Here is a 12,928-nt window from a genome sequence, read left to right on the forward strand (position 1 = left end):
GGTCAATTCTGACTGGAAACTAGCTTACTATGGTAGGTCATAACGCAGCGCAAGTTGTCATACAGAGCGGAGCGAAGCATCTCGCTCGCGCCATTTGTCATGCTGACGCAGGAAGCATCTTATCACAGTTGAAAGAGTCGTGCTAACCTGATAAGATGCTTCGCTGCGCTCTGCATGACAGACGATTGTAACGAAGCAGTAAAGACGCTCCGCTCTGCATGAAGTTCTTGTGGGTCACGTAGCCGGGTTGGGGTCGAAGCGGTAGCCCAACCCGTACACCATTCGAATATAATTCGGCGCGCCTGCCTCAGTCAGCTTGCGCTTGAGGTTTTTGACGTGGGCATAGACCTTTTCGTACGTATCGAACTGCTCGGCCACGTCGCCGGAGAGGTGCTCGGCAATGGCGCCTTTGGTGATGACGCGGCCCTGGTTCGCCAGCAGCAACAGCAGCAAATCAAATTCGGTGCGGGTGAGGGTGAGCGGTTGGGCGGCAACGCTGGCGCGGCGGGCCGATACGTCCACGCTCAATAGACCTACTTGCAGCAGGTTGGTGCCCTGGTAGTGGCGGCGGCGTACCAACGCGGCAATGCGGGCGCTGAGCTCGGGCAGGTAGAAGGGCTTGGGCAGGTAGTCGTCGGCGCCCAGTTCCAGGCCGGTGATGCGGTCATCGACGGCGGCGCGGGCGCTGGTGATGATGACGCCGGCCGCTTTCTGGTGGCGTTGCAGCTCACGCAGCAGGTCGAGGCCGTCGCCGCCGGGCAGGGTCAGGTCGAGTACGATGCACTCGTAGTCGTGCAACAGCATTTTCTCCTGCGCCTGGTCGTAGGTGGTCGCCACTTCGCACACGTAGTGCTGCGCCTGCAGGTAGCTCACCACGCTGGCCAGCAGCTCGGGTTCGTCTTCGACGAGAAGCAGTTTCATGCCAGGGGCGGAAAGGGAGATGAAAAGGACCGGCAAGGTAGCAGCATTTATACGGGTCCGGTCCCGCTCCTTCCACGGCTCAATTTTTTCCGCAAACGATTTTTTGAGCAAAAGGCCCATTATTCTAAATGTATTCTAAATCGACGGGCACCTTCGCTATCCAATTCACATAATCATTCCCACCTCACCACTACTTCCATGAACGCACGCCTACCTTACCTGAACTGGACCAAAGGCGCCGGGCTGCTGCTGGCCGCGCAACTGGTCGTTGGGCCGGCGCCCGCGGCTACGGCCGCCGCCATCAGCTCCACCGGCGTAGAGCACCCCGCCGCCCGCCGCCCTCTCACCGGCCGCATCCTTGACGGCACCGACCAGTCGCCGCTGGCCTTCGCCTCGGTGGCCGTGAAAGGCACCAACCGCGGCACCACCACCGATGCCAACGGCGCCTTCACGCTGGAAGTAGAAGACGGCGACGTGCTCGTGGTGTCCTACGTGGGCTACGAGCTGCGCGAAATAGAGGTACCGGCCGGCGCCACCACGCTCGACGTGCCCATGAAAACCACCACCCACACTATCGCCGACGTGATTGTGGTGGGCAACCGGGCCTCCGAAGCCCGCACCAACGTGGACCTGCCCGTGCCCGTGGACGTGCTCACGGCCAAGGAAATCACCAAAACCGGCCAGACCGAATTGGGCCAGATGATTCACTTCACGGCGCCTTCTTTTAACTCCACCAAGCACGCCATCAGCAACGTAACGAGCTACGTGGACCCGGCCACCCTGCGCGGCCTCGGCCCCGACCAGACGCTGGTGCTCGTGAACGGCAAGCGCCGCCACCAGTCTTCGGCCCTGAACGTGAACAACGTGGTGGGCCGCGGCTCGGTGGGCACCGACCTGAACGCCATTCCCACGGCGGCTATCGAGCGGGTGGAGATTCTGCGCGACGGCGCGGCCGCCCAGTACGGCTCCGACGCCATTGCCGGCATCGTGAATATTGTGCTTAAGAAAAACCCGCGCGGCGGCGTGGTCACCGGCAACTACGGCATCACGGCCAAGGGCGACGGCGCCACCTATGACACGGGCATCAACTTTGGCCTGCCCGTGGGCAAGCGCGACGGCTTCCTGAACCTCACGGCCCAGGGCCACCACAACGACCCCACCGACCGCTCGGGCAACTACACCGGCCGCGTGTACAACTCCAACCAGCGCAAAGACGACTCGCTGGTGGCCGTGAACGGCTTCAACCGCCACGTGACCACCTACGGCACGGCCAAAAACACCATGGGCCAGTTTTTCTACAACGGCGAGGTGGCCCTTGGCGACAAGTGGCGCCTCTATTCCTTCGGCGGGTATTCCTACAAGGATATGATAGCCTATGGCTTCTTCCGCAACCCCAGCAACAAGTCGCGCGCGGTGCTCTCGCTATTCCCCAATGGCTACAACCCCGTGTTTCCGGCCACAGTACAGGACGTGGCCTCTACGGTGGGCGTGCGCAGCAAAACGGCCGGCGGCTGGAACGTGGACCTGAGCGCCGGCTTCGGCCAGAACGTTATCAAGACCTACGCCAACCACACGGTAAACCCCTCGTACGGCAGCAATTCGCCCACCGACTTCTACACCGGCACCAACAAATTTGGCCAGGCCCTGGCCGATGTGAACGTCTCGAAATCGTTTGAAGTAAGCGGCCTCAAGTCGTTGAGTCTGGCTTACGGCAGCGAGTTCCGGGTGGAGCAGTACCAGCTGCTGGCCGGCGACGAAGCCTCCTGGAAAAAAGGCCCCGTGAACCCCGGCGTGGCCGATGTGGGCAGCAGCGGCCGCGAAGGCATTGGCACGGCCAACGCCGTGAAGCGCACCCGCAACAACGTGGGCGTGTACGTGGACGTGCTCAGCGACATCAGCGACAAATTCCTGGTGGGCGTGGCCGGCCGCTTCGAAAACTACTCCGACTTCGGGGCCAACGTGAGCGGCAAGGTTTCGACCCGCTACAAGTTCACGGACCTGTTTTCGGTGCGCGGCTCCATCAACCGCGGCTTCCGGGCCCCGTCGATGCACCAGCTCTACTACTCCAACTACGCCGACGCCCAGTGGCTGACCCTCAACGGCGTGTTCGATTCCTACCCCATCGCCCACTTGCGCAACGACAACCCCTACGTGCAGGCCCTCGGCGTGGGCAAGCTCAAGGCCGAAACCACGCTCGACTACAACCTCGGCCTGACGGCCCAGGTCACGCCCGACCTCGTGTTCACGGCCGATGCTTACCAGATTGACATCACCGACCGGGTGGTGATTTCGGGCCAGCTCGACGCCACCAAGCCAGCCCTGGCGCCCACGTTTGCCGGCTCCGGCTTTGCTCAGGTGCAGTTCTTCTCCAACGCCCTGGATACCCGCACCCGCGGCCTCGACGTGGTGGCCAGCTACCGCAAGCGCATGGACCGCGACCAGGAAGTGGGCCTGAACCTGGCCATGGCCCTGAACGAAACCAAGGTACAGGGCGAAGTACGCAGCCCCGCCAAGCTCTCCAGCCTCGGCACCCCGCTGGTCGACCGCGTGATGATTGGGCTGATTGAGAAGGCCCAACCGCGCTCCAAGTTCATCGGCTCGGCCAACTACCGCTACAAGAAAATCGAAGGCCTGGTGCGCGCCACCCGCTTCGGCGAAGTGACCGCCATCCAGACCACGCCCGAGTTGGACCAGACCTTCTCCGCCAAAATCATCACCGACGCCTCGGTGACCTATAGCTTCACGCCGCGCATCGGCCTGACGCTGGGCGCCAACAACCTGTTCAACGTGTACCCCGACCAGATTGCCTTCCCTTCGCTCACGGCCTCGGGCCAGACGCCCTACACGCGCTTCACCTCGCAGTTCGGCTTCATGGGTGCGTATTACTTCACAGCGCTGCGCTTCAGCTTCTAGTAGCTGGTTGAGCTAGTTGAGCTAACGACTGAACACTAGCCGCTCAAAAAGAACGTCATGCTGAGCTTGTCGAAGCATCTCTACCACGAGAGTAAACCATTCGCTGCAACGAATGAGGCAAATAACTCGCAGTGGTCTGGTTGGTGAGCATCCCCGCAACAAAGCGGTAGAGATGCTTCGACAAGCTCAGCATGACGTTCTTTTTGGCATAGAGTCATTTTTGGCTTAACAACGCCTTAGCGGCACCCTTTCTACCCTCAACTCCCAAATCCCACCCACGTCATGCTCGCACTTGCTGGCTTTGCCATGATTCTCACCTTCATGGTGCTGATTATGACGAACCGTCTTTCGGCCATCACGGCGCTCCTGCTGGTGCCGGTGGTGTTTGCGGTGGCCACCGGCTTCGGCGCCACCATGGGGCCAATGATGCTAGACGGCATCAAAAACATTGCCCCTACCGGCATCATGCTGGTGTTTGCCATCCTGTACTTTGGGCTAATGACGGACGCGGGGCTGTTCGACCCGGTTATCAACCGCATTCAGCGCGTGGCCCACGGCGACCCGCTCAAAATCATAGTGGGCACGGCGCTGCTGGCCCTGCTGGTGTCGCTGGATGGCGACGGCGCCACTACCTACATCATCGTGGTTACGGCCATGCTGCCGCTGTATCGGCGTCTGGGCATCAACCCGCTGATACTAACCTGCATGAACATGCTGGTGGGCGGCGTGATGAACATCCTGCCCTGGGGCGGCCCCACGGCCCGCGCCATGAGCGCGCTGCACCTCGACAGCACCCAGCTCTTCAACCCGCTGATTCCGGCCATGGGCGCGGGGCTGGTGTGGGTGTTTTACGTGGCCTGGCGCTTTGGGCAGCAGGAGCGCAAGCGCCTTGGCCTGCACCAGGCCGCCGATTCCAAAAAGAAAACGGCCGTACTGGGCCTTGCGGCGGGCCTGCCCACCCCCGTGGGCGACTCTGACGAAGCCATGGACCTGACGCTTTCGCCCGAGGAGAAGGCCCTGCGCCGGCCCCGCCTGCTGTGGGTAAATGCCCTGCTCACCATTGGGCTGATGGTGGCGCTGGTGCGCGAATTGCTACCGCTGCCGGTGCTGTTTATGCTGGCATTTGCGCTGGCCGCGGTGCTCAACTACCCCAACCTGAGCCAGCAGCGGCAGCGGTTTGCGGCGCATGCCAGCAACGCGCTGTCGGTGGCGGCGATGGTGTTTGCGGCCGGCATTTTCACGGGCATTCTCAGCGGCACCCACATGGTGGATGCCATGGCCCAGACGTTTGTCCAGCTGGTGCCCGCCGAGCTGGGGCCGCACTTCCCGGTGCTGACCGGGGTGGTGAGCGCGCCGCTCACGTTCTTTATGTCGAACGACGCGTTTTACTTCGGCATCCTGCCGTTTTTTACCAAAGCAGCCGCCCAATTCGGAATACCGGCCGCTACCATGGGCAAGGCCTCGCTGGTGGGGCAACCGGTGCACCTGCTCAGCCCGTTGGTGCCTAGCACCTACCTGCTGGTGGGGCTGGCGGGGGTCGAGTTTGCGGCCCACCAGCGCTTCACCCTCAAGTGGGCCTGCGGCACGGTGCTCGTGATGCTGATAACTTCGCTGCTGCTGGGCATTATTTCCTGGTAGCCGTCCAAGTTCAGTTGCGCCCCTGAACAATATTTGTCGGTGGCTTTTTAAGCACTTACCTCCTCCGTGAGGTGGCCGGTGGCCGGCTCAGTTTCTACCCGTTGCCCATGAACCAATACATCCAGCAAATTCTTGACAACCCGATGGCTTCGGCGGCCATTGTGGGCAACCTGGTCATCATCGAAAGCCTGCTGTCGGTCGACAACGCCGCGGTGCTGGCCACCATGGTGGGTGACCTGCCCAAGGAGCAGCGCCAGAAGGCCCTACGCTACGGCATCATCGGGGCCTACGTGTTTCGGGGGGTGTGCATCGTGTTTGCCTCCTTCCTCATCAAGTTCTGGTTTCTGAAACCCCTCGGCGGCCTGTACCTGCTGTACCTGGTGTACGACCATTTCAAGGCCCGCCCTTCGCACGACGAGGAAACCGTGGACAAGGAAAAAAGCTGGATTTACAAGCGCACGCTGGGCTTGTTTGGCAAGTTTTGGGCCACCGTGGCGCTGATTGAGCTGATGGATTTGGCCTTTTCCATCGACAACGTGTTTGCCGTGGTCGCCTTCACCAACAACCTGATACTGGTGGTAGTGGGCGTGTTTATCGGCATTCTGGCCATGCGGCTGGTGGCGCAGGCGTTCGTGCTGCTCATGGGCCGCTACCCGTTTCTGGAAACCGCCGCCTTTGTGGTTATCGGCATTCTTGGGCTGAAGCTGGTGCTCTCGCTGGTGGCCCACTTTCTGCCGGGCCACCCGCTGAGCGAGGCGCTGGAAAGCGAAACCGCCGACGTGGCCCTCACCGTGCTCACGGTGGCCGTGTTCCTGGTGCCGTGGGCTACGTCGATGCTGTTCAACGTGCCGCAGCGGCCCGGCGGCAACCGGATTGCGGAAGCCAAAGAAGCCGAAAAAGCCAAAGCTGCTTAATGCGCAGATATTGTTGATAAACAGTAATTGCTAATAAAAAAGAACGGTCATGCTGAGCGCAGCCGAAGCATCTCTACCGCAATAGCAAACCAAATAATTAAGTTAGTTGCGCGGTAGAGATGCTTCGGCTGCGCTCAGCATGACCGTTCTTCTTATTGTTCGGCTATCTTATCGTTCGGCTACTTCTGCTTTCGGACTTTTGCTTTTGGACTTTTGCCGACGGCTTATGCCGGCTGCAGCTCGCGCAGGTGCACCAGCATGTCCTCGGTCATCTTGTCGAGGTCGAAATCGGGCTGCCAGCCCCAGTCCTGACGCGCCTTGGAATCGTCGATGCTGGCGGGCCAGGAATTGGCGATTTGCTGGCGGCCATCGGGCTTGTAGGTTACCTGAAAATCGGGGATGTGCTTCTGGATGCTGGCCGTGATTTCGGCCGGCGAGAAGCTCATGGCGCCCAGGTTGTAGCTGGTGCGCACTTTGATTTGGTCGGCCGGGGCGTGCATCAGGTCCAAGGTGGCCTTGAGCGCGTCGGGCATGTACATCATCGGCAGGTAGGTATCTTCTTCGAGGAAGCACTCGTAGTTTTCGCCGGCAATGGCTTTGTGGTAGATATCGACGGCGTAGTCGGTGGTGCCGCCGCCGGGCAAGCTCTTGTAGCCGATGAGGCCGGGGTAGCGCAGGCTGCGCACGTCGAGGCCGTGCTTGCGATGGTACCACTCGCACCACTGCTCGCCGGCCAGCTTGCTGATGCCGTACACCGTGTTGGGGTTCATGATGGTGACCTGCGGCGTGTTTTCGCGCGGCGTGTCGGGTCCGAATACGGCAATGGAGCTGGGCCAGTACACCTGGGCCACGCCGTGGGCCACAGCAGCTTCGAGCACGATGAGCAGGCCGTCCATATTGAGCTGCCAGCCGAAGAGCGGGTTCTTTTCTGCCGTGGCGGAGAGTAGCGCGGCGAGGTGGTAAATCTGCTTGGGCCGGTACTGGCGAATGAGCTTGTCGAGGCGCGAGCGGTCGAGCACGTCGAGCAGCTCGAAGGGGCCGCCGGCCAGCATGTCGGGGTTTTTCGGGGGCCGCACGTCGGCCGCTACCACGAGGTTGGGGGCGTAGCGCTGGCGCAGCGCAGCCACCAGCTCCAGGCCGAGCTGGCCGCAGGCGCCAATTACCAGCACGGAGCCGGGTAAAACAGTGGTTTCAGTGTCGCCGGGAGTGGAAGACATGCTAGGAAGTGGTGGGGTGGGACGGTGGGAATGATTCTGGACTGCAAAGATACCGGGACAGCCGTAGCCAACGCGCCATCGGCTCTACGGTATCTTTGGCGGCATGTTTACACAGAATGCTTTGCTTCGCTTGGGCCTCGGCGTGCTGCTGTGCTTGAGCGGGGCCGCCGCGCGGGCCCAAGCCCCGGCTCCGCGCTACCGCAACCTGGTGATGGAAGGCGGCGGCATCCGCGGCATTGCCTACGGCGGCGCGCTGCAGGAGCTCGAAACGCAAGGGCTGCTGCGTGGCATCGAGCGGGTGGGCGGCACCTCGGCGGGGGCCATTCAGGCGGCGCTGCTGGCGGTGGGCTATTCGGCCAGTGAAATTATTGAGGTGGTGAATGCCACGCCCGTGCAGCGGCTCAACGACGGCCGCTTCATCTTTTTCGGGGGCAGCCACCGGCTGGTGAAGCAATACGGCTGGTACCGCGGCGATGAATTCGCCACCTACCTCAGCGAGCTGGTGGCCCGCAAAACCCAGCAGCCTAACCTCACCCTCGGCGAGCTGCACCACTTAGCCCAACAGCAACCCACTCGCTTCCGCGACCTCTACACCACCGGCACCAACCTCACCACGCAGCGGGTGCAGGTGTTCAGCCACGAAACCACGCCTACCATGCGGGTGGCCGACGCCGTGCGCATCAGCATGAGCATTCCGCTGTATTTCCGGGCGGTGCTGCTCGATGCCCAGAACCACGTGATAACGGGCACTCCCGCGCCGGGCCAGCCCGTGCAGGTGCTGGTAGATGGTGGTTTGCTGGCCAATTACCCCATCGATTTGTTTGACAAGCCGCGCTACCTCCCCGCTGGGGCCACCGGCATGCCCGATGCGCGCGGCAACGTCTTCAATTCCGAAACTCTGGGCCTGCGCCTCGACCGCGCCGAGCAGATTCCACTCGACACCGCGGCGGCCGGCCGCCAGCAGCTCGCGCCCTACGACATCCAGGATTTCAATACCTACATGGGCGCCCTGTACACGGTGGCCCTCGAAAATCTCAATCCCGTCCAGCCCGCCGATTGGAAGCGTACCGTGAGCATCAATTTTCTGGGTTTCAGCCCCAAAATCAAGCGGGTTTCCAATGCCCAGAAGCAGCAGTTGATGGACAGCGGCCGGCAAGGCGTGCAGGCGTTTCTGTCGCGGCAGCCCAAGTAATGTAAAACGTGGTCATGCTGAGCGCAGCAAAGCGTCTTTACCAAGTAAGCAAACCCAATCGGCTGTCATGCTGACGAAGGAAGCATCTTATCACCGCAGAACGACCCAAGCGTGAGAAGATGCTTCCTTCGTCAGCATGACAGTCCCGAGCGCATGACAGCCGTTTGTCTTGACAGATGCCATACAAGTCGGTTGGCTACGCCGACCTGCGTAATTTCGCCTCACTACTTCCCACCACTTTCCCCTGACTTATGTACGCCACCCTCCAGCCCGACCTCGAAAAGCAGCTTCAGGAAATCAAGGATGCCGGCCTTTTCAAGAAGGAACGCATCATCACCTCGCCCCAGGGCGCCGAAATTGAAACCGACGAAGCGGGCGAGGTACTGAACTTCTGCGCCAACAATTATCTGGGCTTGTCGTCGCACCCCGAGGTAATCAAAGCCGCTAAAGAAGCCATCGATTCGCACGGCTACGGCATGTCTTCGGTGCGCTTTATCTGCGGCACGCAGGACATTCACAAAGAGCTGGAAAAGAAGCTGGCTGAGTTTCTGGGTACTGAGGACACTATTCTCTACGCCGCGGCTTTCGATGCTAACGGCGGGGTGTTCGAGCCGCTGTTCAACGAGCAGGACGCCATTATTTCCGATGCGCTGAACCACGCCAGCATCATCGACGGCGTGCGCCTGTGCAAGGCCCAGCGCTACCGCTACCAGCACAACGACATGGCTGACCTGGAAAAGCAGCTTCAGGACGCCCAGGCCAAAGGCACGCGCCACCGCATTATCGTCACCGACGGCTCGTTCTCCATGGACGGCACCATCGCCCAACTCGACAAAATCTGCGACCTCGCCGACAAGTACCAAGCCCTGGTAATGGTGGACGAGTGCCACTCCTCGGGCTTCCTGGGCAAAACCGGCCGCGGCACCCATGAATTCCGCGACGTGATGGGCCGCATCGACATCATCACCGGCACGCTGGGCAAGGCGCTGGGCGGCGCCATGGGCGGCTTCACCTCGGGCCGTAAGGAAATCATCGACATGCTGCGCCAGCGCAGCCGGCCGTATCTGTTCTCCAACACCCTGGCGCCCGCCATCGTGGGCGCCTCGCTGCGCGTGCTGGAATTGCTCACCGAAAGCACTAAGCTGCGCGACCAGCTCGAGGAAAACACCAAGTACTTCCGCGAGAAGATGACCGAAGCGGGCTTCGACATCCGTCCCGGCCAGCACCCCATCGTGCCTGTCATGCTGTACGATGCCAAGCTGGCGCAGGAATTCGCCGCCAAGATGCTCGACAAGGGCATTTACGTGGTAGGCTTCTACTACCCCGTGGTGCCGCAGGGCCAGGCCCGCATCCGGGTGCAGCTCAGCGCCGGCCATACCCGCGCGCATCTGGACAAGGCCATTGCCGCCTTTATCGAAGTGGGCAAAGAGCTGGGCACCCTCAAGGAGCCGGGCGCTGCGCAGTCAGCCATAGGCCAAGTGGTGACGAACACGCCCTGAATCAGCCCAAAAACGATGTAGAGACGCCACACTTGGCGTCTCGGCGTTGAACGATAACGCCCAAACGGTATCCCAACGACGAGACGCGAAGTGTCGCGTCTCTACATAACGAAACGGCCGCCTGAATTCTCAGGCGGCCGCTTCTGATTTATAGGAAGCTGCGGCGGCAGGAGCACTGGGGGCTTTCAGCAGCCACTCGTTGAGCCGACTGCGTAGCTCGGCGGTGGCCAGGTTGCGGTATACTTCGCCGTGGTACACGAGGCTCATGGCGCCGGTTTCTTCGCTTACTACCAGCACCACGGCGTCGGTGACTTCGCTCAGGCCGATGGCGGCGCGGTGGCGCAGGCCGAGCGAGGCGGGCACGTCGGGGTTTTCGCTCACGGGCAAGATGCAGCGGGCGGCCAGCAGGCGGCCGTTGGCCACAATCACGGCGCCGTCGTGCAGGGGGCTGGTTTTATTGAAGATGGAAAGCAGCAGGCGCTTGCTGATTTCGGCATCGAGGCGGTCGCCGGATTCGGCGAAGGCTGTCAGGTCCGAGGCCTGGGCGAAGCAGATGAGGGCGCCTGTGTACTTATTTGACAAGCTTTTGGCCGCCTCCACAAACGGGCCCATCGACATGGGCTCTACTTCCAGGGAGCGGCCCCGGGCCCAGCCGCGCACCCGCTCCAGGGTGGTGGCCTTGCCCACGCTCAGCAAAAACCGCCGGATTTCCTGCTGAAACAGAATGATGCTGGCCAGCACGCCCACGCTCATAAATTGGCCCAGAATCTTGGTAAGCAGCTCCATGCCCGTGGCTTTCACCACTAGGTACAGCAGGTAGAACGACACCAGGCCGAGGGCCACGTTCAGCGCCACCGAGCCGCGCAACAGCTTGTATAGCTGGTACAACAGCACCGTTACCAAAAGCACGTCGGCCGCGTCAATCCAGCCAAAGCGCAGGAAGTTGATGGGGAAAGGGCCGGACATGGAGTGGGGCTGAAGGAAGGAGCGGAAGACAAAGCACCGCCAACAAAAGAGACGCGCCACAGCGCGGCCGTTGCACGGCTAGCTTTCCATTTCTCAAATTACGGCCTTTATTCCGCCATTGAAAAGGTATTGGCAAATAATTGTATGGTTTGACGAGCTTCGGGCACGTCGTGGGCGCGCAATAGCCGGGCGCCGCCCTGCAGGGCCACCATGTGCAGGGCCGTGGTGCCGTTGAGCGCGGCCTCGGGGCCGAGGCCCAGCGGGCCGTACACCATCTTTTTGCGCGACAGCCCGGCCAGCACGGGCAGCCCCAGCACGTGCAGTTCGGGCAGGCGGCGCAGCAGCTCGTGGTTTTGGGCCGCGTTTTTGGCAAAGCCGAAGCCGGGGTCGAGCAGCACGTCGACCACGCCGGCGTGGCGTAGGGCGGCCAGGCGGTCGCGGAAGTAGCGCAGCAGCGTGAGCACCAGGTCGTCCTCATAATGGGTGAGGTGGGCCATGGTTTTAGGCGTGCCGCGCAGGTGCATGAGCACGTAGGGCACGCGCAGCTGGCCCACGGTGGCAAACATGGTGGGGTCGAGCAGGCCGCCGCCCACGTCGTTTACCAGGTCGGCCCCGGCGGCTACCGCGGCTTGGGCTACGCGGGCCCGAAAGGTATCGACGGAGAGAAACGCGTGGGGAAACGCGCGGCGCAGCAGATCAATAGCGGGCAGCAATCGCTGGGTTTCTTCTGCTTCCGGGATGTCCTCGGCGCCGGGGCGGGTGCTGTAGGCACCCAGGTCCAGCACGGCCGCGCCGGCGGCGAGCATGGCTTCGGCGCGGGCCAGCAGGTCGCGTTCGGACGCCACCCGGCTGCCGGCAAAAAACGAATCGGGCGTGAGGTTGAGGATGCCCATCACGTGCGGCTGGCGCAGGCTGAGCACGCGGCCGTGCGGGCTCAGGAGTGACTGAGCGACTGGGTGAATAGACGGATGCTGAGAATGCATGGATTTACTTTGTCCTGCTGAGGCACGAAGCATCTTATCACGGCTGCGTGTTATTTGGAATCATTTACCCAGGCAGGGCGGACGTGATAAGGTCCTTCGCGCTGCTCAGGATGACAATATTAAGTTGTCGCGCACCGCTTGACCACTCCCGAACACTACGACCTGCTGCTGGCCCGCTGCCGCACCTTATTTCTGGCCAAAACCCACGACTACGGCACGGCCTGGCGCATTCTCCGCCTGCCCTCGGTCACGGACCAGATTTTTATCAAGGCCAACCGCATCCGCACCATACAGGAAACCGGCGTGCAGCTCGTGGCCGACGACGTGAACGAGGAATTTGTGGCCATCATCAACTACTGCCTCATTGCCCTGATGCAGCTGCACCTGCCGCCCGACACCCCGCTCGACATGAGCCCGGAAGCCGTGGCCGCCGCCTACGACCACGAAGCCGCCGAAAACCGCCGCCTGCTCCTGGCCAAAAACCACGACTACGGCGAGGCCTGGCGCCAGATGCGCGTAGCCAGCATCACCGACCTGATTCTGATGAAGCTGCACCGCGTGAAGCAGCTCGAGGACATCGGCGGCGATGCCTGGGTGAGCGAAAGCGTGGAAGGCAGCTACCGCGACATGCTAAACTACGCCGTGTTTGCATTGATTTTGCGCGGGGAAAAGTAGCCCAAGCAGT

The 12,928-nt window shown here is 61.7% G+C and carries 10 protein-coding genes; 6 read left to right on the top strand and 4 right to left on the bottom strand.

Going from position 1 to position 12,928, the window contains the following annotated elements:
* Positions 1-234: 234 nt before the first annotated feature.
* Positions 235-921 carry a response regulator transcription factor gene (locus tag LJ738_RS02240; protein WP_068191034.1) on the bottom strand — a complete coding sequence of 229 codons (687 nt, stop codon included), beginning with the start codon at positions 919-921 and terminating at the stop codon, positions 235-237.
* Between the two features lie 198 nt (positions 922-1,119).
* Between LJ738_RS02240 and LJ738_RS02245 the strand changes: the two genes are divergently transcribed.
* From LJ738_RS02245 to LJ738_RS02255, 3 genes are all read left to right on the top strand, one after another.
* Positions 1,120-3,834 carry a TonB-dependent receptor gene (locus tag LJ738_RS02245; protein WP_227784700.1) on the top strand — a complete coding sequence of 905 codons (2,715 nt, stop codon included), beginning with the start codon at positions 1,120-1,122 and terminating at the stop codon, positions 3,832-3,834.
* 282 nt (positions 3,835-4,116) lie between these two features.
* The gene (locus LJ738_RS02250) at positions 4,117-5,472 is read left to right on the top strand and encodes a CitMHS family transporter (RefSeq protein ID WP_227784701.1); all 1,356 of its coding nucleotides are present in this window, start codon (positions 4,117-4,119) and stop codon (positions 5,470-5,472) included.
* Between the two features lie 107 nt (positions 5,473-5,579).
* On the top strand, positions 5,580-6,386 hold the full coding sequence (locus LJ738_RS02255) for a DUF475 domain-containing protein (RefSeq protein ID WP_227784702.1): 807 nt from the start codon (positions 5,580-5,582) through the stop codon (positions 6,384-6,386).
* Between the two features lie 224 nt (positions 6,387-6,610).
* On the opposite strand, the gene LJ738_RS02260 is transcribed toward LJ738_RS02255, so the two are convergent.
* Positions 6,611-7,603, bottom strand: a complete 993-nt coding sequence (locus LJ738_RS02260) for an NAD-dependent epimerase/dehydratase family protein (protein WP_227784703.1) — start codon at positions 7,601-7,603, stop codon at positions 6,611-6,613.
* Positions 7,604-7,706: 103 nt separating this feature from the next.
* Between LJ738_RS02260 and LJ738_RS02265 the strand changes: the two genes are divergently transcribed.
* Together LJ738_RS02265 and kbl are read left to right on the top strand one after the other, a co-directional pair.
* Positions 7,707-8,795, top strand: coding sequence for a patatin-like phospholipase family protein (locus tag LJ738_RS02265; protein ID WP_302715989.1), 1,089 nt, complete (start codon positions 7,707-7,709; stop codon positions 8,793-8,795).
* Between the two features lie 251 nt (positions 8,796-9,046).
* The gene (gene kbl, locus LJ738_RS02270; RefSeq protein ID WP_227784704.1) at positions 9,047-10,294 is read left to right on the top strand and encodes a glycine C-acetyltransferase; all 1,248 of its coding nucleotides are present in this window, start codon (positions 9,047-9,049) and stop codon (positions 10,292-10,294) included.
* A 129-nt stretch (positions 10,295-10,423) separates the two neighbouring features.
* On the opposite strand, the gene cdaA is transcribed toward kbl, so the two are convergent.
* Together cdaA and folP are read right to left on the bottom strand one after the other, a co-directional pair.
* Entirely contained in the window at positions 10,424-11,260 is an 837-nt protein-coding gene (gene cdaA, locus LJ738_RS02275; protein ID WP_227784705.1) for a diadenylate cyclase CdaA, read from the bottom strand.
* A gap of 107 nt (positions 11,261-11,367) precedes the next feature.
* Positions 11,368-12,243: a dihydropteroate synthase gene (gene folP / locus LJ738_RS02280; RefSeq protein ID WP_227784706.1), complete on the bottom strand. Its 876-nt coding sequence runs from the start codon at positions 12,241-12,243 to the stop codon at positions 11,368-11,370.
* Between the two features lie 138 nt (positions 12,244-12,381).
* Here folP and LJ738_RS02285 point away from each other — a divergent pair, with 138 nt between their 5' ends.
* On the top strand, positions 12,382-12,918 hold the full coding sequence (locus LJ738_RS02285) for a DUF1599 domain-containing protein (RefSeq protein ID WP_227784707.1): 537 nt from the start codon (positions 12,382-12,384) through the stop codon (positions 12,916-12,918).
* Positions 12,919-12,928: the final 10 nt, after the last annotated feature.

Source organism: Hymenobacter plasmatis (assembly GCF_020711255.1).
Classification (GTDB): Bacteria; Bacteroidota; Bacteroidia; order Cytophagales; family Hymenobacteraceae; genus Hymenobacter.